Below are 2,299 nucleotides of genomic sequence, written 5' to 3'. Positions count from 1 at the left end.
CCGCGGGTCCGCGGACCCGCGAGATCCGCGCCGAGGCCTACTGCAAGGCCCGGTCGGCTAGGGCCGGCGGTACGGCCGCTCGCCCGCGCCCTCCGCCGCGATGGCCACCGCCTCGGCCAGCGAGTCGACCACCGGCACCCCGGCCGTCTCCAGACTCGCCCGGCTGTGCGAGCCGCCGGTGTAGAGCACCGCCCGCGCACCGGCGTGGGCCGCGGCGAGCGCGTCGTCCACGGCGTCCCCGATGACGACCGTCCGCTGCCGCGGCAGCGGCCCCGTCGCGGAGAGCGCGTCGAGCGTGTCGAGGTGGCGGACCATGGCCGCCGCCTTGCCCCCGTTCGACGGTCCGGTGCGGCCCTCGACGCGGACGAAGTGGCTCTCGATGCCCAGGCGGCGCACGATCGGCACCAGATCCTCGTGCGGGGCGAGGGAGAGCAGCGACTGGGTGACCCCGGCGGCCTCGCGCGCGGCGAGCAGCTCGGCCGCGCCCTCGGCGAGCGCGCACGCCTCGACCCGCGCCCCGTAGTGCCGGTGGAAGGCGCCGTCCATGACGACCCACTCCTCGTCCGTCGGCAGCCGGCCCATCAGCCGCTCGTAGAAGCGCGGCACCGGGACGCAGTACAGCTCGCGGTAGCGGGCGAGGGTGATCGGCTCCATGCCCAACTCGGCGAAGGCGGCGTTCGACGCCTCGATGACCGCGTCGATGTCGTCGAGGAGCGTGCCGTTCCAGTCCCAGACCAGGTGCGACGTCTCGTGCTGCGTGCTGCTGTACCCCATCCCGGCACGGTACACGCGGCCTCTGACAGCGGGGCTTGGAGGCGGGAGCGAGGGGTGCGCGCGGGCCCCGAGGGCCGGGGCGCCCCCGCGCGGCGGACGGCGGCGGACGGCGGCGGGCGGCGCGCGGCAGACGGCGCGCGGCGGGCGCGCCTCAGCCGAGCAGGCCCGGGATCTCCTGGGTCGCGAACCACAGCAGCTCGTGGTCCTCCGCCCCGTCGACGACGAACCGTGCGTCGTCGTCGCCCAGGTCCGCGGCCCCGAGCGCGGCCGCCGCGGCGGTGACGTCCGGCTCGGCCTCGTCGCCGTCGGCGTGGACCGCGGCCACCTTCGCCAGCGGCACCGCGGCCGCCAGCCTGACCTCGCCGAGCGCCCCCGGGTCGAGCCCCCGGTCGGGGTCGGCGACGGCGGCCGAGTCGGCGACGTCGACCGCCGCCACCACCCGGCGGCGGGCCGTGGCCGGGTCCCCGGCGATCAGCCGCAGCGAGCCCGAAGCGGCCCGGTTCAGCGCCGCGTACTCCAGCTCCTCGATGTCGTCGGAGACGTACCACTCGCGCAGCGCCGGGGTCACCGCGTAGGCGGTCAGCGGGCCCGGACCGATCTCGCCCGCCTTCAGCGCCTCGGCGAGCGCGGGCAGGGTCAGGGGGACGTACACACGCATGAGGGGCCGCTCTCTCGATGGGTCGGACGCCCGCCAGGATACGTGCGGTGTCCCTCCTTAGGGGTGTCGTGGAGGGGTCCGCGGCGTCCACCCCGTGATCACGGGAGCACCGCTCGGCCCCGGCGCGGGCGGGCCCGCGTCACTCGGATAGGTGATATCCGCGGGCCGCGCACGAGCGGAGTACGGCGGCTTGCACCGGTTCGAGCGGGCCGGTTAGAAGATCCCCGACGATGAACTACCGCCCGGTAACAACGCCGGGCCCGACAGAGCGGGGGCTCTCATCGTGCGCAAGGTCATGAGCAGGTCGAAGGGCGCGGGGACCCGGCCGGGAACGGGCTCCAGGAGGCCCGCCCCGAGCGCCCCGCGCGGCGCCGCCCGGAGCGACAGCCGCCGGCCGGGGGACCACCCGCCCCGCGTCCCCGTGCAGCGCCCGCCGCACCCCACCGAGCTCTTCACCGAACGGCTGCTCGCGGTCCTCAGCGGCCGTCGCCCGGCCCACTGGCTGCTGCGGCACAGCGCCGGCAGCGCCTACGACGAGCTGATCCGGCTCGGCGAGGCCGCACCGCTGCGCCTGGCCGGACCGCTCCCCGTCGTCCGGGACATCGGCTGGTTCCAGCCCTGCCCCGAGGTCTACGAGGTCTTCGCGCGCATCAGCGCCGGCCACCGGCTGCACGCCCTCGCCTTCCGCCTCCAGCAGGGCGCCGACCAGCGCTGGCGGTGCACCGCCGTGGACGCCGGCGGGCGCTGAGCGCCCGGGCGGACACGGCGACGGGGGGGCCCCCCGCCGGCGGTCACGCGCCCGGACCCCCCCGTAACCCCGGCAACCGCCCCCCGCCGGCGGCCCCGCCCGCCCATACAGGGGGGGCG

General features: G+C 77.3%; 3 protein-coding genes. 1 reads left to right on the top strand and 2 read right to left on the bottom strand.

Going from position 1 to position 2,299, the window contains the following annotated elements; translation table 11 throughout:
• Positions 1-57 precede the first annotated feature (57 nt).
• Positions 58-774: an HAD family hydrolase gene (locus tag ACFWEG_RS28880; protein ID WP_387221035.1), complete on the bottom strand. Its 717-nt coding sequence runs from the start codon at positions 772-774 to the stop codon at positions 58-60.
• Between the two features lie 151 nt (positions 775-925).
• Positions 926-1,432, bottom strand: a complete 507-nt coding sequence (locus tag ACFWEG_RS28875; RefSeq protein WP_387221032.1) for a DUF6912 family protein — start codon at positions 1,430-1,432, stop codon at positions 926-928.
• Between the two features lie 295 nt (positions 1,433-1,727).
• On the opposite strand from ACFWEG_RS28875, the gene ACFWEG_RS28870 reads away from it, so the two are divergent.
• Positions 1,728-2,180, top strand: coding sequence for an Rv3235 family protein (locus ACFWEG_RS28870; protein ID WP_387221030.1), 453 nt, complete (start codon positions 1,728-1,730; stop codon positions 2,178-2,180).
• The last annotated feature ends 119 nt before the right edge of the window (positions 2,181-2,299 follow it).

The sequence above is a fragment of the Streptomyces sp. NPDC060194 genome, from assembly GCF_042728285.1.
Taxonomy (GTDB): domain Bacteria; phylum Actinomycetota; class Actinomycetes; order Streptomycetales; family Streptomycetaceae; genus Streptomyces.
Note: the sequence above shows the minus strand (reverse complement) of the source record. Positions and strands in the feature narration are given on the sequence as shown.